Genomic DNA, 20,854 nt, shown 5'->3' with positions numbered 1-20,854 from the left:
TCACCTCCTGACCCGGACCCGATGCCGCGGCGGTCGCGCGAGTCCCAGTTCCTCGATGCCGACGGCGAGCACCTCGTCCAGGTCGGCCCGTACGTCGTCCAGCTCGCGGAAGTGCGAGGTGGCTCGGACCCCGACGCGGGAGCGGCTCACCTTCACCCGGACCGATCGGACGCCGGCGACTTCCATGGCCCGGTCCCGGAGGACCATCGCGGCCGCCTTCCGGCCGAGCCCGGCCCGCAGCCCGCTCCCGGCCCGCGCGTCGGCATCGGCGCCGGGGTCGGCGCCCGGGTCGGCGTCGGCGCGCCGCGGGTCGGGGTCGGTACGCATCATCAGCAGTCCGCGCAGCCCGGGCGCCACCGCGAGGAGGAGCAACAGGGCCCCGAGCGCCGCCATGACCGCCCCGCCGACCAGTACCTCCGTGTCGGCCGGGGTGTGCAGTTCCAACCATCGGGCGAGTTCCGGGCGCCAGCGCATGCCTGGGCGGTGGGCGCGCACCGAGACGAGGTCGTAGAGGAACAGCCCGGCCACACCGATGACGGCCAGTGCGGTGAGCGCGGCCGGGATCCGCCGGGTGGACCGGATGCGTCCGGAAGCGCTCACAGCAACCCCCGGTCCCGGCCCGTGGCGGCCGGTCGGGCGTGGGTGGAGTGCAGACGTTCGATGTCGACGTCCACCTCGGGGACCGTCATCCCGGCGCACTCCTCGATCCGCCGGGCGACCTGGCGGCGTACGGCCGCGCACTGGGCGGCGAGGTCGGAGGGGTAGCCGAGTTCCAGACTGACCCGGACCCGTGCGATGTCGTGGTGCACGGTGACCGTCGCGTGCGGGACCGCGCCGGGTGCGGCCGGTTCGTCGGCGAGAGCCTCACGCGCGGCCTGGGCCGCGATCTTGGCGACGACCCGGTCGGCGATGCGGGTGGCGCCGCGCTCCGCGGCCGGCACCCGGGGCGGTACCGCCCTCGCGGAGCGGGACGCGCCGGCCCGCGGCGAGGTCGCTGGGGGTGGCGTGGGCTGCGGTGTGACCGGCTGCGGCGTGTTCACCGGCCGCTCACAGGGGCCGGTCGTCGCGGCCGCGGGGCCGGGAGCGCGGGCGGAACAGCTCGCCCGCGTCCAGGTCCCCGTCGAGGAACCGGCCGACGACGAAACCGACGGCGCCGAGCGCCGCCACCAGGAGGAAGGCTCCGAAGCCGCCGAAGTACCCGGCGAACCCCAGTGCCATGCCGGCCAGCAGGCCGGCGACCGCCATGCTCATGTGTCTGGCTCCTCTCGGTTACTGGAGCCGGGATTCCGGTTCTTCGTCTTCCTCATCGGGCAGTTTGACGTCGCTGACCGCGATGTTGACCTCGACGACCTCCAGGCCGGTCATCCGCTCGACCGCCGAGACGACGTTCTCGCGGACCGCCCGGGCCACGTCGCGGATGGATACGCCGTAGTCGACGACGATCTCCAGGTCGAGGGCCGTCTGCACCTCTCCGACCTCGGCCTTGACGCCTCGGCTGACCGAGGCTCGCGTCCCGCCGGGGACCCGGTCGCGCACGGCGCCGAGGGTGCGGGAGATGCCACCGCCGTTGCCCATGGCGTGGACGCCGATCACCTCACGGGCGGCCAGTCCGGCGATCTTCTCGACCACCCCGTCGGCGATGGTGGTGCGGCCTCGGTCGGCCGGGGCCTTGAAGGTGCCCCCTGATGCGGATTCGGTCATCGCAGGTCCTTGGCTGGGGAGACGTCTCGGGAACCGGCGGCCCCCGAGGGGCGACGAGCACCTACCGTGCCGCCCGCTCCCGTCCACGGTAAGCGCGTGCCGCCGTCCGCGCGCCGGAAACCACGCCGGTCGCTCCGAACCGGCCCGGCCCGCCGGCTGCCCTCGGGCATGCCGACGGGCCGGCCGGGACGAGCCGGACGGCGGTCACGGCGGTGGGACCCGCGAGCCGGCGGGTCAGTCCGACAGACCCGCCAGGTCGCGCAGGCGACGGCCCTGCGCGGCGCGCTCGGCGGTGCGCTGGGCGTCGTACGACCTGGACGTGGCGTCGCGGAGCAGCGCCTTGGTCTCGATGACCGCGTCGCGCGGCGGCGCGATCAGTGCGGTGGTGAGGTCCTGGACGGCGGCGTCGAGCTCGTCGGCGGGGACGACCAGGTTGGCCAGGCCGACGCGCTCGGCCTCCTCGGCGTGCACGAAGCGACCCGTGGCGCAGATCTCCAGCGCCCGGGCATAGCCGACCAGCGCGGTCAGCGGTTGGGTGCCCCCGAGGTCGGGGACGAGGCCCAGGCTGGTCTCGCGCATGGCGAACTGCACGTCGTCCGCTACCACCCGCAGGTCGCACGCGAGCGCGAGCTGGAAGCCGGCGCCGATCGCATGCCCCTGCACGGCGGCGACGGAGACGATGTCATTGCGTCGCCACCAGGTGAAAGCCTCCTGGTACTCGGCGATGGTGGAGTCGAGCAGATCATCCGCACCACGTGCCAGATCGAGGAAGGACGGCTCACCCTCGAAACCCTCGGGAGCGAACGCCTGCCGGTCGAGCCCGGCGGAGAAGGACTTGCCCTCGCCGCGCAGGACCACGACCCGGACGGTGCCCGGCAGTGACTGTCCGGCTTCCGCCAACGCCCGCCAGAGCGCGGGGGACTGGGCGTTTCGCTTGGCCGGATTGGTCAGGGTCACCGTGGCGACCGAGTCGTCGATGGTGAGCCGTACGCCGTCCTTGTCGAGCAGAGCCATCTGGTGCCTCCGGTGTGCAGTCGGCCGCATGCTCGGCCTAAGTGACTGCACAGTAACCACCCGATCGACCACAGGGCCGACCGGGGGGTCACCGAAGGAACCGTGCGTGGAACAGAATCTTCAACCCATCAAGCATGGAGCCGTCGAGCTTCTCCGGCACCACCCCGGGCCTCCCGGCACGGGGTCAGGCCGCAGCCGCCTTCTTGCCGCGTGTCGCGCCACCGCGACCTCGCAGCGTGACTCCGGACTCGCTGAGCATCCGGTGGACGAATCCGTAGGACCGGCCGGTCTCTTCGGCCAGCGCCCGGATACTCGCACCGGAGTCGTACTTCTTCTTCAGGTCTGCCGCGAGCTTGTCGCGCGCGGCGCCGGTTACCCGGCTGCCCTTCTTCAGAGTCTCGGCCACCCGTGCCTCCTCATGGGAAGTGCGCTCTGGACTTCTCATGATCACCCCTCTCCGGCTTCCTGGCCACCCATTCGGCAAGGTCGGTACGCCGGCATTTCCCGAGGGGTGGACACCCGAGCAGAACGGAATCTCCTCTTCCGGCGCATGACCTGCGTCACACTCCCCCGCCCGCCGGAGGAATCACCAGGTCAGGGGCCGAGGAAGGGAAACGGAAGACCCCGGCCGCGCATCCTCGGGGATGCGGCCGGGGTCTTCGTACAGCGGGCAACGGTACGAGACCGTCTCACTCAGATGATGGATCACGCCTGAGCCGAATGATCCATAAGGAACTGGATCAACCCTTCGGCACCGGTCAGGCGAGGGCCACCAGGTCCCGGTAGTCCGGGCCCCAGAGGTCCTCGACGCCGTCCGGGAGCAGGATGATGCGCTCCGGCTCCAGGGCCTCCACCGCGCCCTCGTCGTGGGTGACGAGGATGACGGCGCCCTTGTAGGTCCGCAGCGCGCCCAGGATCTCCTCGCGGCTGGCCGGGTCGAGGTTGTTCGTGGGCTCGTCGAGGAGCAGGACGTTCGCCGAGGAGACGACCAGGGTCGCCAGGGCCAGTCGGGTCTTCTCGCCACCGGAGAGCACGCCCGCCGGCTTGTCCACGTCGTCGCCGGAGAACAGGAACGAGCCGAGCGTCTTGCGCACCGCGACCAGGTCCAGGTCGGGCGCGGAGGAGCGCATGTTCTCCAGCACGGTGCGCTCGGGGTCGAGCGTCTCGTGCTCCTGCGCGTAGTAGCCGAGCTTGAGGCCGTGACCGGGGACGACGGTGCCGGTGTCCGGCTTCTCCGTGCCCGAGAGCAGGCGCAGCAGCGTGGTCTTGCCGGCGCCGTTGAGGCCGAGGATGACCACGCGCGAGCCCTTGTCGATGGCCAGGTCGACGTCGGTGAAGATCTCCAACGACCCGTAGGACTTCGACAGGCCCTCGGCCGTCAGCGGGGTCTTGCCGCAGGGCGCCGGGTCCGGGAAGCGCAGCTTGGCGACCTTGTCCGAGACGCGGACGGCGTCCAGGCCGGCCAGCAGCCGGTCGGCGCGCTTGGCCATGTTCTGCGCGGCGACCGTCTTGGTCGCCTTGGCGCGCATCTTGTCGGCCTGCGAGTTCAGGGCCGCGGCCTTCTTCTCGGCGTTCTGGCGCTCGCGCTTGCGGCGCTTCTCGTCGGCCTCGCGCTGCTGCTGGTAGAGCTTCCAGCCCATGTTGTAGACGTCGATCTGGGCGCGGTTGGCGTCCAGGTAGAAGACCTTGTTGACGACGGTCTCGACGAGGTCGACGTCGTGGGAGATGACGATGAAGCCGCCGCGGTAGTTCTTCAGGTAGTCGCGCAGCCAGACGATCGAGTCGGCGTCGAGGTGGTTCGTGGGCTCGTCGAGGAGCAGGGTGTCGGCGTCCGAGAAGAGGATCCGGGCGAGCTCGACGCGGCGGCGCTGACCACCGGAGAGGGTGTGCAGCGGCTGGCCGAGGACCCGGTCGGGCAGGCCGAGGGCGGCCGAGATGGTGGCCGCCTCCGCCTCGGCCGCGTAGCCGCCCTTGGTCAGGAACTCGGTCTCCTGGCGCTCGTACTGCTTCATCGCCTTGTCGCGGGTGCCCCCGGAGCCGGTGGCGATGCGCTCCTCGTTGGCGCGCATCTTCTTGATCAGCACGTCGAGTCCGCGGGCGGAGAGGATCCGGTCGCGGGCCAGCACGTCGAGGTCGCCGGTGCGCGGGTCCTGCGGCAGGTAGCCGACCTCACCGGAGCGGGCGATGGCGCCGGCGGCGGGCTGGCCCTCGCCCGCGAGGCACTTGGTGAGGGTGGTCTTGCCCGCTCCGTTGCGGCCGACGAGGCCGATGCGGTCGCCCTTGGCGACGCGGAAGGAAGCGGACTCGATGAGGATGCGGGCGCCGGCACGCAGCTCGATGCCGGTTGCGGTGATCACGGAAATACTCCAGGGCGGTGGGGACGGCGGAAGGGGGGCAGGACGCGCGATGCTTCGACGCCGCTAATCCGCAAGGAGATTTGCCATGCGGACCATTCTACCGGGGGTGCGCAACTACTTTTCGGGGCGCCCGGCCCCGCGGGCCCGCTCCCCCGCCGCGCCGTGCCGTCCCCCGTTCGGCCCACGGGCCGGGCGGGCGCGCCGGGGCGCGTACCAGGATGAACGGGTTGATACTCGCCGCAGGGGCGGATGCGTGGCCCCTTGGCTGCACGAACACAGAGGCGGTGCGGGATGCAGTTCGACGACAACGCCCATCTGGACACGTCCGAGGTGAACGACGTGCGCGGCAGCCGCATCCCCGGCGGGAGGGCCACCATCGGCGGCGGAATCGTCGGCATCATCGCCCTGATCATGGGGTTGCTCTTCGGCGTGGGGCCGGAGCAGCTCGGGTTGTCCTCGGGCAACGAGGAACCGGCGCCGTCCTCCTCGTCCGTCAACCAGGTGCAGCAGAGCTGCCGGACCGGGCAGGACGCCAACACCCGCGAGGACTGCCGGCTGGTGGCCGTGGTGAACAGCACACAGGACTTCTGGCGGCAGGAGTTCCAGCGGCGCGGCGGCCAGTACAGCCCGGCGCAGACGGTGTTCTTCACCGGCCGGGTGGGTACCGCCTGCGGGGCGGCCACCTCGGCGGTCGGACCCTTCTACTGCCCCGCCGACCGCAAGGTCTACCTCGACCTGGGCTTCTTCGACGACCTGCGGACGAAGTTCGGGGCGAGCGGCGGCCCCTTCGCCCAGGCGTACGTGGTCGCCCACGAGTACGGGCACCACATCCAGAACCTGACGGGCACCCTCCAGCGGGCCCAGGACGGGCGGCAGGGCGCGAACAGCAACGCCGTCAAGGTCGAGCTCCAGGCGGACTGCTACGCGGGGGTCTGGGCGCACAACGCGACGAGGACCCCTGACGAATCCACGGGACGGCCGCTGATCACCAGCCTGACCGACCAGGACATCCAGGACGGGCTGGACGCGGCGGCGGCGGTCGGCGACGACCGGATCCAGGAGAAGTTCCAGGGCCGCGTGACCCCCGAGTCCTGGACCCACGGCTCGGCCGAGCAGCGCCGGCAGTGGTTCTACCAGGGCTACCGGACGGGCGACATGGCCCAGTGCAACACCTTCCGCTGACCGCCGACGACGCCTGCCATGCTGTGGTGCGGGTCACATCGACGCACCAGCACGTCCACGAGAGGAAGTGATCGTCATGGCAGGCGTTCCGTCCATCGTCCCGACCCTGCTCTACCGCGACGCGAAGGCGGCGATCCAGCAGCTGACGGAGGCGTTCGGCTTCACCCAGGTCTCGGTCTACGAGGGCGACGGCGGCACCGTGGTGCACGCCGAGCTGTCGTACGGGAACGGCGCGGTGATGCTCGGCAGCAAGGGCACCGGCGGCGCCTTCGACAAGGCCATGGAGGGCGCCGGCCCGGCCGGGGTCTACGTCGTCGTGGACGACGTGGACGCGCACCACCGCCGGGCGGTCGAGCACGGGGTGGAGATCCTCATGGAGCCGACCGACCAGGACTACGGATCGCGGGACTACATGGCGCGCGACGGCGAGGGCAACGTCTGGAGCTTCGGCACGTACGCGCCGCAGGTCTGACCCGCGGCGCGCACCCGTCCGTCCGGGTCCGCCCGGCTACGCCCCGCCGGTGTGGACCTGGAAGGCCGCCCGCCGCACGGCCTTGGCCAGGGCCGGGTCGGGATGGGCGGCGGCCAGTGCCACCAGGACCTGCACGGTGCGGGGGTGTCCCACCGCGCGGACCTCGTCGAGCAGCCGGGGAACGGTCGTGCGGACGGCCGAGTCGAGGTGGCGCGCCAGCAGGTCGGCCTCGCCGTGGTCGGCGATGGCGGCGGCCGTGTCCACCCAGAGCCAGGTCGACTCCTCGGCGGTGAGGACCTCCTGGGCCTCATCGGGGTCGATCCCGTCGTGTTCGGCGAGCCACAGCAGGGCGTAGGGGCGCAGGGCGGGTTCGCGCACGGCCGCGCGGACCTCGCGCTCGGCGGGGGCGCCGACCACGCGCAGCGCCTCGAAGGCCAGGCCGCGCAGGAGGGCGTCCTCGCCGCGGGCGGCGTGCAGCAGCTCGCTGACGGCGTGCCCGACGGGCCGGGCGGCGAGCCAGGCCTGGTACTCGGCGCGGGCCGGTCCCGGGGTCAGCCGGGCGCAGCCGTGCAGCATGGCGGCGGCGGACTGCTCGATGTTTCCGGCCGGGCTCTGCGCGGCGACGCAGATCTGCTCCAGCTTGACCCAGACGGCCCAGCTGCCGAGCGGGGTGAGGGTGGCCCGCGCGGGGCCGAGGGTGACGGCGTCGACGGCGGCCAGGCCGCCGAGGGCCCAGCGCAGCAGTCGGGCGAGGGGAAGGGGCCGCGATTCGGCGGGCGCGGCCTCGCCGGCCGGGTCCCGGGATCCGGCCGGCTCGCCCGCGTACGGGACCTCGCAGCGCTCGTCGCGCAGTTCGGTCACGCGCTGGCCCAGGAGGTCCAGCAGGTCGGGGACGGTGACGGGACCGGCCGACAGCTGGAGGAGGGAGAGCAGCTGGGGCATCGCCTCGACGACCTCGGCGACGGCCCCGGGGGCGATGTCGGCGGGAGCCGGATGGACGAGGGACCAGGCGTCGAAGAGGGCCACCCAGCCGCGCAGGACGGCGGTGTCGTCGCGGTCCCAGGCGCGCAGGCGCCAGCCGGGCCGGGCGTGGCCGCCGTGCACCTCGACGAGGCCGGAGAGCCGGGCGCGGTCCCAACCGACCCGGATCTGGCCGTGCGTCAGGCCCAGTTCCGCGGCGGCCCGTTCCACGTCGGACGCGGGCAGCGCGCCCGCCGTCGCGGGGCGTCCGCCGTCGCCCGCCCCGAGGTTCAGCTCGGCCCAGCGGGCCAGCCGTACCGCGTCGGCGAGGGAGGCGCGGGCCCGGTTCGCCAGGTCTGCCGTGGCGGGGGTGCCCGCCGGAGGCCGGGGGGCCGGCCGGGTTCGCCGGTCGGTCACCGCCTTGCGCGCCGTGGCGACGGAGCGCGGGGAGACGAGTCGGAGTCTGGAGTCGCGAGCCAACTGCTCATCAGGCTTTCGGGACGTCACGGATGCAGTCTCGCCCGTCACTGGCCGAAAGCCCAAACGGAACCAGCCGTTTCCACAGGTCAACGGTTGGACGAACCGTCACAATCCGCCCGCTGCGCCCCGTCCGGCACAAGCCCTTCACCCCGGCGCCGCGCGGAGCGCCCGCCGACGCGTCACATGAGGGGGGTGAGGAAACGGCGCAGCGACTCCTCGTACGCGGCCGGGTCGACGTTCCACATCGCCCCGTGCGGGGCGCCCCGCACGGTGTGCAGGGTGACCAGGTCGGGCCGGGCGGCGGCCAGCCGTCGGGAGGGCTCCCAGGGGGCCAGGGTGTCGTCGGGCCCGTGCAGGATCAGGACCGGGACGCGCAGCGCCGCCGGGTCCGCGCCCGGGGGCCGGCGGTCGGCGCGCAGCCCGGCCCTGCCCTCGGCGGCCCGTACCGCGAGCGGGATCAGGGGTGCCGGGGTGCGCCGGGCGGCGGCGAGGGCGCGCAGGGTGGTCTGCCAGTCCATGACGGGCGAGTCCAGGACCAGTCCGGAGATCCGGTCGGCCAGCGCGGAGCGTTCGGCGGCGTGCAGGGCCATGGTGGCGCCGGTGGACCAGCCGTGCAGGACCACCCGCCGGGCTCCGTAGCGCAGGGCGTAGCGGATGGCGGCGTCCAGGTCCCGCCACTCCGACTCGCCGAGGTGGCCGAGGCCGTCCGGGGAGGCGGGGGCGCCGAGGTCGCCGCGGTAGGCGAGGTCGAGGACGGGGAGGCGGTTGCGGTGCAGGAAGGGCATGACCACCATCGGGTGCTCACGACCGGCGCCGAGCCCGTGGACGGTGATGACCCAGGTGTCCCGGGCGCCGGGCACGAACCAGGCGGGCAGTGCCCCGAGCTCGCCGGGGACGTCCACGTCGGCGTGGTCGAGGCCGAGCGCGGTGCGCGGGTTGCCCAGGTGGACCTGGGGGGTGAGCGTGACCCGGGCCCGCGGTTCGAGGCTGCCGTGGGTGACGGCGAGGAGGCTGCGCACCACGGCGTCCGGATCGTGCGGGACGTCGGGCAGGACGGGGCCGACCACGGCGTGCACGCCGGGCGCGGACAGGCCCCAGGTGCCGGGCAGCAGGGAGGCGAGCGAACGGGTGAGCGTCACCCGGCCCCCGGCGGCGGAGTGGACGCTCAGCCGGGGTCCACCGGGCAACGGGCGCCCGGGTTCGGGCCGCAGGGCGGCGTCGGCGGCGTACCGGCCGGCCGCGACCGCGGCTGCTCCGGCACCGATCAGGGTCGTTGTGACGGCCGCTGCCGTCGCTGTGGCGGTACGCACGGCTCCAGTGTCGGGGCGGCCCGGCGGTCGGGCCACCGGAGCCGATCGCCCGCCGCCGCCGTCCGGCGGAACCGGAACCCCGCCGGGAGTCCGCCCGGGGTGAGGGTCCCGGCGGAGCGGGCCGGGGCCCCCGCGCGTGATCTGGGTCTCTTCCGTACCGTCGTGGCCGGGTTGCCCCGGGCCGGAAGTCCTCCCGGAAGGGGCGTGTTCGCCCCGCTCTGACGTGCACGAATCGCTATATTCGCGGTGGAACCGGGATATAGGTCCCGATCACACGGCACTCCGAGGCACCACTCCGCCCGCCCCAGTTCACCTTCCGTTCATCCAGGTTGCCTACGGTCGCCGAGCCAATGACGTCAAACAGAAGCCTGGGTAAATGGAGCACATAACGCTTCTCCTCGGGATCGTGATCATCACCGCTCTCGTGTTCGACTTCACGAACGGTTTCCACGACACGGCCAACGCGATGGCCACCACCATCTCGACCGGCGCTCTCAAGCCCAAGACCGCGGTCGCCATGTCCGCCGTGCTGAACCTCGTCGGCGCTTTCATGTCCGTGGAGGTCGCCAAGACGATCTCCAAGGGCCTGGTCAACGAGGAAGGCATTCAGCCGGAGGTGATCTTCGCCGCCCTGGTCGGCGCGATCCTCTGGAACCTCGTCACCTGGCTGGTCGGACTGCCCTCCAGCTCCTCCCACGCCCTCATGGGTGGCCTGATCGGTGCCGCGGTCGCTTCCGCGGGTCTCGACGCGGTCAACGGCAGCGTCGTCGTGACGAAGGTGCTGATCCCCGCGATCGCCGCCCCGCTCGTCGCCGGTGTGGCCGCCATGCTGGCCGCGAAGTTGACGTACAAGCTGGGCAACCAGGTCGGCGAGAAGACCTCCGCCAAGGGGTACCGCGCCGGTCAGATCGCCTCGGCCGGTCTCGTCTCCCTCGCGCACGGCACCAACGACGCGCAGAAGACGATGGGCATCATCACCCTGGCGCTGATCGCCGGAAACGCCCTGCCCGCCGGCGCCAACCCGCCGGTCTGGGTCATCGTCTCCGCCGGTCTGGCCATCGCGATGGGCACCTACCTGGGCGGCTGGCGCATCATCCGCACCATGGGCAAGGGCCTGACCGACCTCCAGCCGCAGCAGGGCTTCGCCGCCCAGACCTCGGCCGCGAGCGTCATCCTGGCCTCCTCCACCCTCGGCTTCTCCCTCTCCACCACCCACGCGTGCTCCGGCGCCGTCATGGGTGCCGGTCTGGGACGCAAGGGCGGTGTGGTCCGCTGGTCCACGGCCACCCGCATGTTCATCGCCTGGGGCCTGACCCTGCCGGCCGCCGCGCTCGTCGCCTCCATCGCCGAGCTCGTCATGCGCACCGGTGACATCGGCATCGCCGCGGTCACGGTCTTCCTGGTCGGTTCCTGCTTCGCCATCTGGCTGATCTCCCGCCGTCAGGTCGTCGACCACAACAACGTCAACGAGCTGGAGACCCCCGGCGCGACGGACGAGCCCGGTGTCGTCACCACGGCCATGGCCGCCGTCACCGTCCCGCCGACCACCGCCGCGGCCGGTACCACCGCCGCCGTGACCGACGAGGACCTCAAGGCCACCATCCCGGCCTCGACCGCGACCCCCGCGGCTCCGGCCGCAGCGGTCTGACCCCGAGAACGACAGAGGATTCAGCGGTATGAAGATCGACTGGGCATCACTCGGCTCCGTCTTCGGAGTCAGCCTCACCGCCACGGTCGCCCTCGTGGCCCTCTTCACCCTGGGCCTGGTGGGCCTGTCCAAGCACGAGGCCGCCACCGAGCGCGGCGGCGCCGCGGTCATGGCCCGCGGCGGCGCGTACGTCTGCTTCGCGCTCTGCACGGCGGCCGTGTCGTACGGGATCTACCTGATCGTCAGCTGAGACGGTGCGCCGAAGCTCCCTCCGGGTATCCCGGGGGGAGCTTTCGCATGCCCCGGCGGACCGCCCGCCCTGCGCCCCGTCCTGCGCCCCTCCGCGCACCCGCCGCAGGTCAACGGCAAGTTGACGGGCGTTCTCGGTGCGTGGTGGACTGCGCGAGCCAATACGGCGGCATGGAAGAGGAAGTCCGGTGCGAATCCGGCGCGGTCCCGCCACTGTCACCGGGGCGGCGCACACGGTGCGCGCCCCGGGAGCCAGGAACTCTCGCCGCCGGACACGTCGAACCAGGGCGCGGACCCTGAGTGAGGACATTGCTGCCACCATGCGTGCCGATCGCGTCTTCGCGTACGGCGCCGCGGCGGGCCTGATCGGCGACCGGATCCTCGGGGATCCGCGCCGCGGGCACCCCGTGGCCGCCTTCGGGAGAGCCGCCGCCGCCGTCGAACGCGCCCTGTGGCGCGACGACCGCGCCCGCGGTGTCCTCCACACCCTGGTGTGCGCCGGGGGCGCGACCGCCGTCGGCGTCCTGGCCGCCCGCGCCGTGCGCTCCCGCCCCGCCGCCCGCGTGGCCCTGACCGCCGCCGCCACCTGGGCGGTCGTCGGGGGCACCTCGCTGGGGCGGGAGGCGCGCGCCATCGGCGGGGCGCTCGCCGTCGGTGACACCGAGGTCGCCCGTGAACGCCTGCCCCACCTGTGCGGGCGCGACCCCCAGTCCCTGGACGGGCAGCAGATGGCCCGGGCCGTCGTGGAGTCCGTCGCCGAGAACACCTCCGACGCGGTCGTCGGGGCGCTGGTGTGGGGGGCCGCCGCCGGGGTGCCCGGCCTGCTGGCCTTCCGCGCCGTGAACACCCTGGACGCCATGGTGGGCCACAAGTCGCCCCGTCACCTGCGCTACGGCTGGGCCTCCGCCCGCCTCGACGACCTGGCCGGCTGGCCCGGGGCCCGCCTGACGGCGCTGGCCGCCGTCGTGGCCGGTCCCGACCGTCGGGGAGCCGTACGGGCCTGGCGCGCCGACGCCGCCGCCCACCCCAGCCCCAACGCCGGACCGGTGGAGGCCTCCTTCGCGGGGGCGCTCGGGGTCCGGCTCGGCGGCACCCTGTCCTACGGCGGCCGGACCGAGCACCGTGCCGTGCTGAACGGGGAGACCGGGCGGCCCGTGGAGGTCGCCGACATTGAGCGGGCCGTACGCCTGTCGCGGCAGGTCACCTGGCTGGCGCTGGGCGCCTGCGTCACGGCCCGGCTGCTGGTCTCCCGCACCACGTCGAAGGGACGGCGCGCATGAGCGGCACCGGGCGCGGCGGCGGCATGCTGGTCGCCGGCACCACGTCGGACGCGGGCAAGAGCGTGGTCACGGCGGGCATCTGCCGGTGGCTGGCCCGCCAGGGGGTGAAGGTGGCCCCCTTCAAGGCGCAGAACATGTCGCTGAACTCGTTCGTGACCCGGGAGGGCGCCGAGATCGGGCGGGCCCAGGCCATGCAGGCCCAGGCGGCCCGGGTGGAACCGACCGCGCTGATGAACCCGGTCCTGCTCAAGCCGGGCAGCGACCGCAGCAGTCAGGTCGTGCTGCTCGGCAAGCCGGTGGGCGAGATGAGCGCGCGCGGCTTCTTCGGCACGGCGGGCCCCGACCGGCTCCCCGGGTCGGCCGCGCCCGGTGGGCACCGCGAGCAGCTCCTCGGCGTCGTCACCGACTGCCTGGAGCAGCTGCGGGGCACGTATGACGCCGTGATCTGCGAGGGGGCGGGCAGTCCGGCCGAGATCAACCTGCGCCGGACCGACATCGTGAACATGGGCATCGCGCGGGCCGCGCGGTTCCCCGTCGTCGTGGTCGGGGACATCGACCGGGGCGGCGTCTTCGCGTCCTTCTTCGGGACGACCGCCCTGCTGTCCCCCGAGGACCAGTCGCTGATCGCCGGATACCTGGTCAACAAGTTCCGGGGCGACGTCTCCCTCCTGGAGCCCGGCCTGGAGATGCTGCGCGGTCTCACCGGGCGGGCGACGTACGGGGTGCTGCCGTTCCAGCACGGGCTGGGCATCGACGAGGAGGACGGGCTGCGGGTGTCCCTGCGCGGGGCCGTCCGGGAGTCCGTGGTGGCTCCGCCGGTCGGCGAGGACGTGCTGCGGGTCGCGGTGTGCGCGGTGCCTCTCATGTCGAACTTCACCGACGTCGACGCCCTCGCCGCCGAGCCGGGCGTGGTCGTGCGGTTCGTGGACCGGGCCGAGGAGCTGGCGGACGCCGACCTGGTCGTCGTACCGGGCACGCGCGGCACCGTGAAGGCGCTGGCCTGGCTGCGGGAGCGGGGGCTCGCCGACGCGCTTTCGCGGCGGGCCGCCGAGGGCCGTCCGGTGCTCGGCGTCTGCGGCGGCTTCCAACTCCTCGGTGAGCACATCGAGGACGAGGTCGAGTCGAAGGCCGGCGCGGTGGACGGCCTCGGGTTGCTGCCCGTGCGCGTCCGCTTCGCCCGGGAGAAGACCCTGGCGCGGCCGGTCGGCTCGGCGCTGGGCGAGCCCGTCGAGGGCTACGAGATCCATCACGGGGTGGCCGAGGTGCTGGGCGGGGAGCCGTTCCTCGACGGCTGTCGCGTCGGTGCCGTATGGGGCACCCACTGGCACGGCTCGCTGGAGTCGGACGGCTTCCGGCGGGCCTTCCTGCGGGAGGTGGCCGCGGCCGCGGGCCGCCGGTTCGTGCCCGCCCCGGACACCTCGTTCGGGCTGCTGCGCGAGGAACAGCTCGATCTGCTGGGCGACCTGATCGAGGAACACGCCGACACCGCCGGACTGCTGCGGCTCGTCGAGTCGGGCGTCCCGGACGGGCTGCCGTTCCTGCCGCCGGGTGCGCCGTGACGGCGCCGCGCGTCCCGGGGCGCGGCCCCTCGGACGCGGGGCACCCGGCGGTGGAGCGGCCCCGGACGCACCGCGAACACCAGAACCCCATGGCCGACGGCCGTCGCGGCTCGATGAGCGACCGGCCCGGTTCCCTCGAAGGAGTGATCAGCGGATGAGCAGCACCCACTTCCCGTTCACGGCGGTGGTCGGGCAGGACGACCTGAGGCTGGCGCTCCTGCTGAACGCCGTCAGCCCGGCGGTCGGCGGCGTGCTCGTGCGCGGCGAGAAGGGGACCGCCAAGTCCACCGCCGTGCGCGCGCTCTCGGCGCTGCTGCCGCAGGTGGACGTCGTACCCGGCTGCCGGTTCTCGTGCGCGCCCACCGCGCCCGACCCGGCCTGCCCCGACGGCCCCCACGAACCCGGCCCCGGCAGCGCCCGCCCCGCGCGGATGGTGGAGCTCCCGGTCGGTGCCTCGGAGGACCGTCTCGTCGGCGCACTGGACATCGAACGGGCCCTCGCCGAGGGCGTGAAGGCCTTCGAGCCGGGCCTGCTCGCGGACGCCCACCGCGGCATCCTGTACGTGGACGAGGTCAACCTCCTGCACGACCACCTCGTGGACGTGCTGCTGGACGCCGCCGCGATGGGCGCCTCGTACGTGGAGCGCGAGGGCGTCTCCGTGCGCCACGACGCCCGCTTCCTGCTCGTCGGCACCATGAACCCCGAGGAGGGCGAGCTCCGGCCGCAGCTCCTGGACCGGTTCGGGTTGACCGTGGAGGTCGCCGCGTCCCGCGAGCCCGCCCTGCGGGTCGAGGTGGTGCGCCGCCGGCTCGCGTACGAGGACGATCCCGCGGGCTTCGCCGGCCGCTGGGCCGGGGACGAGCACGAGGTCCGGGCCCGGGTGGTGGCGGCGCGGGCCCTGCTCCCGAAGGTGGTGCTGGACGACACGGCGCTGTTGCGGATCGCCGCCACCTGCGCCGGTTTCGAGGTCGACGGCATGCGCGCCGACATCGTGATGGCCCGCACGGCGACCGCGCTGGCGGCCTGGGCGGGCCGGACGGACGTCCGCAAGGAGGACGTCCGGCAGGCGGCCCTGTTGGCGCTCCCGCACCGGCGCCGCCGCAACCCGTTCGACGCGCCGGGGCTGGACGAGGACAAGCTCGACGAGATCCTCGACCGCTTCCCCGACGACGAGCCCGACCAGGAGCCCGAGCCCGACCCGGAGCCCGAGGGCCCGGACGACGACGGCCCCGACGGCGGTCCCGACGGCGGCGGCACTCCCCCGCCCGACGAGGGTCGGGGGCAGCCGGCCCCGCCCGTGCCCGAGGGCTCCGGGGACGAGCGGTCGCCCGAGCCCGAGCCGTCCGAGCCGTCGGAACCGCGACCCGAGCCGCAGCCCGCGCAGGGCGACGCCGGCGCCGACGGGCCCGAGCAGGCGGCCGTAAGGGCCTCCGAGCCGTTCCGCACCCGGATGCTCAGCGTGCCCGGCCTCGGTGAGGGCGGCGCCGCCGGTCGGCGCTCGCGCGCCCGTACCGCGCACGGCCGGACCACCGGCGCCCGGCGGCCCCGCGGTCAGCTGACGAAGCTGCACCTGGCGGCGACCGTGCAGGCCGCGGCCCCGCACCAGCGGGCGCGCGGGCGCAGCGGCACCGGGCTGGTGGTCCGCAAGGACGACCTGCGGCAGGCGACCCGGGAGGGCCGCGAGGGCAACCTCGTGCTGTTCGTGGTCGACGCCTCCGGCTCGATGGCCGCCCGGCAGCGGATGAGCGCGGTCAAGGGCGCCGTGCTGTCGCTGCTGCTCGACGCCTACCAGCGCCGGGACAAGGTCGGTCTGGTCACCTTCCGGGGTGCCGCCGCAGAGCTGGCGCTGCCCCCGACCTCGTCCGTGGACGCCGCCGCGACCCGGCTGGAACGCCTGCCGACCGGGGGTCGCACCCCGCTGGCCGCCGGGCTGCTGAAGGCCCGTGAGGTCCTGCGGATCGAGCGGCTGCGCGATCCCTCGCGCCGGCCGCTGCTGGTCGTCGTCACCGACGGCCGGGCCACCTCGGCCGGGGGCGTCGGCGGTTCGGCCCAGGGCACGCCCCGCGAGCTGTCCGAGCGCGCCGCCCTGCTGCTGCGGGCGGAGGGGGTCACCTCGGTGGTCGTGGACTGCGAGGCCGGTCCGGTCCGGCTGGGGCTGGCCGGGGTGCTGGCCGCGGACCTCGGTGGTCCGTCCGTCACCCTCGACGGGCTGCGGGCCGACGCGCTGGCCGGGCTCGTCAAGAACGTACGTACCTCGGTGGCGTCCGGCGCCGGGCACAACAGCAACAGGAGGGTCGCGTAATGCCCCAGGGACAGCCGTCCGTCGTTCCGGACGACGGGCTCACCACGCGTCAGCGCCGCAACCGGCCGCTCGTCTTCGTGCACACCGGCCCGGGCAAGGGCAAGTCGACGGCCGCGTTCGGGCTGGCGCTGCGCGCCTGGAACCAGGGGTGGCCGATCGGGGTGTTCCAGTTCGTCAAGTCGGCGAAGTGGAAGGTCGGCGAGGAGAACGCGCTCAAGGCGCTCGGGGAGACCGGCAAGGGCGGCAGCGTCGTCTGGCACAAGATGGGCGAGGGCTGGTCCTGGGTCCAGCGCGACGCCCAGCTGGACAACGAGCAGGCGGCCAAGGAGGGCTGGGAGCAGGTCAAGCGCGACCTGGCCGCCGAGACCCACAAGCTGTACGTGCTGGACGAGTTCGCGTACCCGATGCACTGGGGTTGGATCGACGTCGACGAGGTCATCGAGGTGCTGCGGAACCGGCCGGGTACCCAGCACGTGGTCATCACGGGCCGCAACGCCCCGGAGCAGCTGATCGGGTTCGCGGACCTGGTCACGGAGATGACCAAGGTCAAGCACCCGATGGACACCGGCCAGAAGGGCCAGAGGGGCATCGAGTGGTGATGTCCGTGAACGTGCCCCGGCTGGTCATCGCCGCGCCGTCGTCCGGCAGCGGCAAGACCACCGTGGCGACGGGCCTGATGGCCGCCTTCGCGGAACGCGGCCTGGCCGTGTCCCCGCACAAGGCCGGGCCCGACTACATAGACCCGGGGTACCACGCGCTCGCCACCGGCCGCCCGGGCCGCAACCTCGACGCCTTCATGTGCGGGCCGGAGCTGGTCGCGCCGCTGTTCGCGCACGGTTCCGCCGGCTGCGACCTGGCCGTGGTCGAGGGCGTGATGGGGCTGTACGACGGAGCCGCGGGGCGGGGCGAGCTGGCCTCGACGGCGCAGGTCGCGAAGTTGCTGCGGGCGCCGGTGGTCCTGGTCGTGGACGCCTCCTCGCAGTCGCGTTCGGTGGCGGCGCTGGTCCACGGCTTCGCCTCCTTCGACCCGATGGTCCGCCTCGGCGGGGTGATCCTCAACAAGGTGGGTTCCGACCGGCACGAGGTCATGCTGCGGGAGGCGTTGGAGGAGGCCGGGATGCCGGTCCTCGGCGTGCTGCGGCGGGCGCCCCAGGTGGCGACGCCGTCCCGGCACCTGGGGCTGGTCCCGGTCGCCGAGCGGCGTACGGACGCCCTGGCCGCCGTGGCGGCGTTGGCGGAGCAGGTCCGGGCGGGCTGCGACCTGGAGGCGCTGATGGCGCTGGCCCGGACGGCGCCTGCCATGGAGTGCGAGCCCTGGTCGCCCGGGACGGCCCTGGCCGAGGAGGGCGGCGACACGGCCGTCGGCCCGTTCGACGGGCGGCCCGTCGTGGCCGTCGCCGGCGGGGCGGCGTTCACGTTCTCGTACGCCGAGCACGCGGAGTTGCTCACCGCGGCGGGCGCGCGCGTCGTCACCTTCGATCCGCTGCGGGACGAGGCGCTGCCCGACGGTACGGCCGGTCTGGTGATCGGCGGCGGGTTCCCCGAGGTGTACGCGCCGGAGCTGTCGGCCAACGAACCGCTCCGCGAGGCGGTCGCCGCGTTCGCCGGGGCGGGCGGGCCGGTGGCCGCCGAGTGCGCGGGCCTGCTGTACCTGGCCCGGACCCTGGACGGGAAGCCGATGTGCGGGGTCCTCGACGCGGACGCCCGGATGTCGGAGCGGCTGACGCTGGGCTACCGCGAGGCGGTCGCCGTGTCGGACAGCGCCCTGGCCGCGGCCGGTACCCGGCTGCGGGGGCACGAGTTCCACCGGACGGTGATCGAGCCGGGCGCCGGGTCCGCGCCGGCGTGGGGGTTCACCCATCCGGAGCGCCGCGTCGAGGGCTTCGTCCGGGACGGGGTGCACGCCAGCTACCTGCACACCCACTGGGCGGCCCGGCCGTCCGTCGCCCGTCGTTTCGCGGAAGCCGCGGCGCGACACCGGTGACCGGCAGGTGAGCTCACTCCGCGAGGCCCACGACGAGCCAGATGCCCGCCACCCCGCCCACCGTGCACATCAGTGTCGACAGGGCGGGGTGGTCGTGGTGCGCCTCGGGCAGGATCTCGGCCGCGGCGAGGTACAGCAGGACCCCGCCGAAGAATCCGAGGTACGCGCCCAGAGGTTCCTCCGGAAGGGTGAACAGCAGAGTGGACGCGGCGCCCACGACGGGTGCGGCGGCATCCGCGAAGAGCATCAGCACGGCCTTGCGGCGGGCGTTCCCGTACAGCCGGGTGAGCGTGTACGTGTTGAACCCGTCGGCGAAGTCGTGGGTGATGACGGCCAGCGCGACGGCGACGCCCATGCCCCCGCCGACCTGGAAAGCGGCGCCCAGTGCCACCCCGTCGGCGAGGCTGTGGCCGACCATCGCGGCGGCAGCCGTGAGCCCGACCTGGGGTACCCGGGCCCCGTCCTCGGCGCCGTGCGCGGCCTGGCGTACGGCCAGCAGGCGTTCCACGACGTGCCCGACGAGGAAGCCCGCCACGAACAGCAGGAGCGCGAGGGGGACGCCGAAGACCTCGCTGCCCGCCGCGTGCATCGCCTCGGGGAGCAGGTCGAGGCCGACGACGCCGAGCATCAGCCCTCCGGCCAGGCCCAGCACGAGGTGGCGGCGGTCGGTGACGCGTTGCGCCGTCCAGCCACCCGCCAGCGTCATCAGGAACGCGCCCAACGCCACGATCACCGCCATGTGCCCCTGAATACCGATTGCGGGGCGCCGGCGCACTTCCGTGTGCGGTGGGGCGGACTACGCGGTGTTGACGCGGGAACGCGGTACCGGCGGGGACGAACGACGTACGGACGGATGGCCGACGGGTGACCGCGACCGTGACGAGGGAGGGAGGACCCCGGTGGGCGACTACGTGACGCGGCTGGTGGTCGGGGTCGGCGCACGCGCGGGGGTCTCGGTGGCGGAGGTCTGCGCGCTGATCGAGGAGACCCTGCGGGGCGCCGGGCTCACCGTGGAGGCGGTGGCGGCGCTGGCGACCGTGGAGGCCAAGACGGCGGAGCCGGGCATCGTGGGCGCGGCGGAACGTTTCGGCGTGCCGTTGGTGGGCCATCCCGCGGAGGAACTCGCGCGGATCGAGGTACCGCACCCGTCGGGGGCGGCGCTCCGGGCGACGGGGGCCGGCTCCGTCGCGGAGGCCGCGGCGCTGGCGGGCGGCGGGGAACTCCTGGTGCCCAAGCGCCGGTCGATGGCGGCGACCTGCGCCGTGGCCACGGTCCGGCCGCACGACCTGCGCCACCACGGGGACGCGGAGGTCCTGGACGCGGGCGGGGCGCTGGTCGACCTGGCGGTCAACGTACGGGCGGACACGCCACCGGCGTGGCTCAAGGAACGGCTCGCGGCCTGCCTCGGGGACCTCGCCGCCTACCCGGACGGTCGGGCCGCCCGCGCGGCCGTCGCCCGGCGGCACGGGGTGCCGACCGAGCGGGTGCTGCTGACGGCGGGGGCCGCGGAGGCCTTCGTACTGATCGCGCGCGCCCTGGACGCGGTGCGGCCCGTGGTGGTGCACCCGCAGTTCACCGAGCCGGAGGCGGCCCTGCGGGACGCCGGACACCAGGTGGAACGGGTCCTGCTGCGGGCCTCGGACGGCTTCCGGCTGGATCCGGCGGCGGTGCCCGAGGACGCGGACCTGGTGGTGGTCGGGAACCCCACCAACCCGACGTCCGTCCTGCATCCGGCGGCGACCCTGGCCGCGCTGGCCGGGCCGGGCCGGATCCTCGTCGTCGACGAGGCGTTCATGGACGCCGTCCCGGGCGAGCGGGAGGCCCTCGCGGGGCGGCTCGACGTGCCGGGCCTGGTGGTGCTGCGCAGCCTGACCAAGACGTGGGGGCTGGCGGGGCTGCGGGTCGGCTACGTCCTGGCGGAGCCGGAGGTGATCGCGAAGCTGGCGGCGGCGCAGCCGCTGTGGCCCGTGTCGACCCCGGCGCTGGTCGCGGCCGAGGCCTGTCTGGAGCCGTCCGCGCTGGCGGAGGCGGAGGCGGCCGCGGGGCGGATCGCCGTGGACCGGGCGCACCTGCTGGCCGGGCTCGCGGAGTTCGACGAGGTCACGGTCGTGGGAGAGGCCGAGGGACCGTTCGTCCTGATCCGGGTCGAAGGGGCGATGGAGGTACGGACCCGGCTGCGGGCGCTCGGCTTCGCCGTCCGGCGCGGGGACACCTTCCCGGGGCTCGACGGGTCCTGGCTGCGGCTGGCCGTCCGCGACCGGGCGACGACGGGCCGCCTCCTCCAGGCCCTGGACCACGCGCTGGCCCTGGCCGGGCGGTGACCGGGTCCCTGCGGCAGAGCCCGTGGGGCGTGCCT

Annotated in this window: 20 protein-coding genes and 1 riboswitch; of the genes, 10 read left to right on the top strand and 10 right to left on the bottom strand. The window is 74.0% G+C overall.

Annotated elements, in window-relative coordinates; all coding sequences use genetic code 11:
• The 7 genes from ACZ58N_RS12615 to ACZ58N_RS12585 form a co-directional block, all read right to left on the bottom strand.
• On the bottom strand, positions 1–600 hold the full coding sequence (locus ACZ58N_RS12615) for a DUF6286 domain-containing protein (protein WP_471158184.1): 600 nt from the start codon (positions 598–600) through the stop codon (positions 1–3).
• Complete coding sequence (locus ACZ58N_RS12610; protein WP_471158182.1) at positions 597–941, bottom strand: Asp23/Gls24 family envelope stress response protein; 345 nt, start codon at positions 939–941, stop codon at positions 597–599. Before ACZ58N_RS12610 ends, ACZ58N_RS12615 begins: the two co-directional genes overlap by 4 nt.
• A gap of 106 nt (positions 942–1,047) precedes the next feature.
• Positions 1,048–1,251, bottom strand: a complete 204-nt coding sequence (locus ACZ58N_RS12605; RefSeq protein WP_471158180.1) for a hypothetical protein — start codon at positions 1,249–1,251, stop codon at positions 1,048–1,050.
• An 18-nt stretch (positions 1,252–1,269) separates the two neighbouring features.
• Positions 1,270–1,701, bottom strand: coding sequence for an Asp23/Gls24 family envelope stress response protein (locus ACZ58N_RS12600; RefSeq protein WP_471158178.1), 432 nt, complete (start codon positions 1,699–1,701; stop codon positions 1,270–1,272).
• 234 nt (positions 1,702–1,935) lie between these two features.
• Entirely contained in the window at positions 1,936–2,715 is a 780-nt protein-coding gene (locus tag ACZ58N_RS12595; RefSeq protein ID WP_471158176.1) for an enoyl-CoA hydratase/isomerase family protein, read from the bottom strand.
• Positions 2,716–2,899: 184 nt separating this feature from the next.
• On the bottom strand, positions 2,900–3,121 hold the full coding sequence (locus tag ACZ58N_RS12590) for a helix-turn-helix domain-containing protein (protein ID WP_007263382.1): 222 nt from the start codon (positions 3,119–3,121) through the stop codon (positions 2,900–2,902).
• Positions 3,122–3,473: 352 nt separating this feature from the next.
• Complete coding sequence (locus ACZ58N_RS12585) at positions 3,474–5,072, bottom strand: ABC-F family ATP-binding cassette domain-containing protein (protein ID WP_471158174.1); 1,599 nt, start codon at positions 5,070–5,072, stop codon at positions 3,474–3,476.
• Between the two features lie 291 nt (positions 5,073–5,363).
• On the opposite strand from ACZ58N_RS12585, the gene ypfJ reads away from it, so the two are divergent.
• Positions 5,364–6,254, top strand: coding sequence for a KPN_02809 family neutral zinc metallopeptidase (gene ypfJ, locus ACZ58N_RS12580; RefSeq protein WP_471158172.1), 891 nt, complete (start codon positions 5,364–5,366; stop codon positions 6,252–6,254).
• 76 nt (positions 6,255–6,330) lie between these two features.
• The gene (locus ACZ58N_RS12575; protein ID WP_471158170.1) at positions 6,331–6,726 is read left to right on the top strand and encodes a VOC family protein; all 396 of its coding nucleotides are present in this window, start codon (positions 6,331–6,333) and stop codon (positions 6,724–6,726) included.
• A 36-nt stretch (positions 6,727–6,762) separates the two neighbouring features.
• Here ACZ58N_RS12575 and ACZ58N_RS12570 read toward each other — a convergent pair whose 3' ends face one another.
• A complete protein-coding gene (locus ACZ58N_RS12570; RefSeq protein WP_471158168.1) occupies positions 6,763–8,193 on the bottom strand; it encodes a hypothetical protein in 1,431 nt (476 codons plus the stop codon).
• A gap of 152 nt (positions 8,194–8,345) precedes the next feature.
• On the bottom strand, positions 8,346–9,476 hold the full coding sequence (locus tag ACZ58N_RS12565) for an alpha/beta hydrolase family protein (RefSeq protein WP_471158166.1): 1,131 nt from the start codon (positions 9,474–9,476) through the stop codon (positions 8,346–8,348).
• A gap of 376 nt (positions 9,477–9,852) precedes the next feature.
• Between ACZ58N_RS12565 and ACZ58N_RS12560 the strand changes: the two genes are divergently transcribed.
• The 7 genes from ACZ58N_RS12560 (at position 9,853) to ACZ58N_RS12530 (ending at position 18,498) form a co-directional block, all read left to right on the top strand.
• Positions 9,853–11,124: an inorganic phosphate transporter gene (locus ACZ58N_RS12560; protein WP_389703038.1), complete on the top strand. Its 1,272-nt coding sequence runs from the start codon at positions 9,853–9,855 to the stop codon at positions 11,122–11,124.
• Positions 11,125–11,152: 28 nt separating this feature from the next.
• Entirely contained in the window at positions 11,153–11,374 is a 222-nt protein-coding gene (locus ACZ58N_RS12555) for a hypothetical protein (protein WP_471158164.1), read from the top strand.
• 127 nt (positions 11,375–11,501) lie between these two features.
• Positions 11,502–11,657: riboswitch (cobalamin riboswitch) on the top strand.
• 36 nt (positions 11,658–11,693) lie between these two features.
• A complete protein-coding gene (locus tag ACZ58N_RS12550) occupies positions 11,694–12,653 on the top strand; it encodes a cobalamin biosynthesis protein (RefSeq protein ID WP_471158160.1) in 960 nt (319 codons plus the stop codon).
• Positions 12,650–14,212, top strand: coding sequence for a cobyric acid synthase (locus ACZ58N_RS12545; RefSeq protein WP_471158158.1), 1,563 nt, complete (start codon positions 12,650–12,652; stop codon positions 14,210–14,212). Before ACZ58N_RS12550 ends, ACZ58N_RS12545 begins: the two co-directional genes overlap by 4 nt.
• 154 nt (positions 14,213–14,366) lie before the next feature.
• Entirely contained in the window at positions 14,367–16,514 is a 2,148-nt protein-coding gene (locus ACZ58N_RS12540) for a putative cobaltochelatase (RefSeq protein WP_471158156.1), read from the top strand.
• A complete protein-coding gene (gene cobO, locus ACZ58N_RS12535; RefSeq protein WP_471158154.1) occupies positions 16,514–17,113 on the top strand; it encodes a cob(I)yrinic acid a,c-diamide adenosyltransferase in 600 nt (199 codons plus the stop codon). The genes ACZ58N_RS12540 and cobO overlap by 1 nt, the downstream gene beginning before the upstream one ends.
• Positions 17,113–18,498 carry a cobyrinate a,c-diamide synthase gene (locus ACZ58N_RS12530; RefSeq protein WP_471158340.1) on the top strand — a complete coding sequence of 462 codons (1,386 nt, stop codon included), beginning with the start codon at positions 17,113–17,115 and terminating at the stop codon, positions 18,496–18,498. Before cobO ends, ACZ58N_RS12530 begins: the two co-directional genes overlap by 1 nt.
• A 13-nt stretch (positions 18,499–18,511) precedes the next feature.
• Here ACZ58N_RS12530 and ACZ58N_RS12525 read toward each other — a convergent pair whose 3' ends face one another.
• A complete protein-coding gene (locus ACZ58N_RS12525) occupies positions 18,512–19,237 on the bottom strand; it encodes a ZIP family metal transporter (RefSeq protein WP_471158152.1) in 726 nt (241 codons plus the stop codon).
• A 172-nt stretch (positions 19,238–19,409) separates the two neighbouring features.
• Here ACZ58N_RS12525 and cobC point away from each other — a divergent pair, with 172 nt between their 5' ends.
• Positions 19,410–20,819, top strand: a complete 1,410-nt coding sequence (gene cobC / locus ACZ58N_RS12520; protein WP_471158338.1) for an Rv2231c family pyridoxal phosphate-dependent protein CobC — start codon at positions 19,410–19,412, stop codon at positions 20,817–20,819.
• The last annotated feature ends 35 nt before the right edge of the window (positions 20,820–20,854 follow it).

The sequence above is a fragment of the Streptomyces sp. NPDC040432 genome (assembly GCF_055595445.1).
Note: the sequence above shows the minus strand (reverse complement) of the source record. Positions and strands in the feature narration are given on the sequence as shown.

What these genes read in the sequence shown, in the direction of transcription:
- ACZ58N_RS12575 (WP_471158170.1), top strand. Translation starts at nt 6,331, where the DNA reads ATGGCAGGCGTTCCGTCCATCGTCCCGACCCTGCTCTACCGCGACGCG.
- ACZ58N_RS12540 (WP_471158156.1), top strand. Translation starts at nt 14,367, where the DNA reads ATGAGCAGCACCCACTTCCCGTTCACGGCGGTGGTCGGGCAGGACGAC.
- ACZ58N_RS12605 (WP_471158180.1), bottom strand. Translation starts at nt 1,251, where the DNA reads ATGAGCATGGCGGTCGCCGGCCTGCTGGCCGGCATGGCACTGGGGTTC.
- ACZ58N_RS12530 (WP_471158340.1), top strand. Translation starts at nt 17,113, where the DNA reads ATGTCCGTGAACGTGCCCCGGCTGGTCATCGCCGCGCCGTCGTCCGGC.
- ACZ58N_RS12550 (WP_471158160.1), top strand. Translation starts at nt 11,694, where the DNA reads ATGCGTGCCGATCGCGTCTTCGCGTACGGCGCCGCGGCGGGCCTGATC.
- ACZ58N_RS12555 (WP_471158164.1), top strand. Translation starts at nt 11,153, where the DNA reads ATGAAGATCGACTGGGCATCACTCGGCTCCGTCTTCGGAGTCAGCCTC.
- ACZ58N_RS12560 (WP_389703038.1), top strand. Translation starts at nt 9,853, where the DNA reads ATGGAGCACATAACGCTTCTCCTCGGGATCGTGATCATCACCGCTCTC.
- cobO (WP_471158154.1), top strand. Translation starts at nt 16,514, where the DNA reads ATGCCCCAGGGACAGCCGTCCGTCGTTCCGGACGACGGGCTCACCACG.
- ACZ58N_RS12525 (WP_471158152.1), bottom strand. Translation starts at nt 19,237, where the DNA reads ATGGCGGTGATCGTGGCGTTGGGCGCGTTCCTGATGACGCTGGCGGGT.
- ypfJ (WP_471158172.1), top strand. Translation starts at nt 5,364, where the DNA reads ATGCAGTTCGACGACAACGCCCATCTGGACACGTCCGAGGTGAACGAC.
- ACZ58N_RS12545 (WP_471158158.1), top strand. Translation starts at nt 12,650, where the DNA reads ATGAGCGGCACCGGGCGCGGCGGCGGCATGCTGGTCGCCGGCACCACG.
- ACZ58N_RS12595 (WP_471158176.1), bottom strand. Translation starts at nt 2,715, where the DNA reads ATGGCTCTGCTCGACAAGGACGGCGTACGGCTCACCATCGACGACTCG.
- ACZ58N_RS12600 (WP_471158178.1), bottom strand. Translation starts at nt 1,701, where the DNA reads ATGACCGAATCCGCATCAGGGGGCACCTTCAAGGCCCCGGCCGACCGA.